The organism is Streptomyces sp. DH12, assembly GCF_020873895.1.
In the GTDB taxonomy this organism is placed as follows: domain Bacteria; phylum Actinomycetota; class Actinomycetes; order Streptomycetales; family Streptomycetaceae; genus Streptomyces.
Window position 1 is genome coordinate 1 of the sequence record NZ_JAHWGT010000692.1, and the last position, 517, is coordinate 517.

2 protein-coding genes are annotated in these 517 nt (G+C 66.5%); both read left to right on the plus strand.

Features of this window, described 5'->3' with window-relative positions:
- A partial coding sequence (locus LPA54_RS36535; RefSeq protein WP_228984807.1) for a DUF3696 domain-containing protein occupies positions 1-298 on the plus strand: 298 nt, incomplete at its 5' end.
- Positions 299-328: 30 nt separating this feature from the next.
- Positions 329-517 (plus strand): hypothetical protein (locus LPA54_RS36540; protein WP_228984808.1); only part of this gene is annotated, 189 nt, incomplete at its 3' end.

Genomic DNA, 517 nt, shown 5'->3' on the forward strand with positions numbered 1-517 from the left:
AGAGGCGCACCTGCATCCCAAGGGGCAGAGCAGGATGGCCGCGCTGCTCTCCGCAGCCGCCGCCACCGGCGCTCAGCTGATCGTCGAGACGCACAGCGACCACGTGCTGAACGGTGTGCGCATCGCCGTAAAACATAGTGTCCTTCGGCACGAAGATGCGGTCGTGCACTACTTCAGCGGCAATGGGGCGGGCACCGAGGTCGTCACGCCGCGCATCGACAAGGACGGCATGCTCGAACAGTGGCCCGAGGGATTCTTCGACGAGTGGGAGTACTCGCTCGACCAGCTGCTGGACTGACGGCACGGAACGACACAGGGGGAAGAAGGCGTGCCACTGTTGTTTCTGAACGAGAAGTCCTGGGGGGCGGCCTGCGACCCGGCGCGGGCCGAGCGGGCGATGGCCGACTTCGTGGCCGTCGTCCGTGCCGCCGCGGCCGAAGGAGGGTCGAGCACGGCACTGGTGAGCGAGGTGGACGTCAAGTCGCTGGACATCGCCGAGGGCTATCCCGTCAACAAG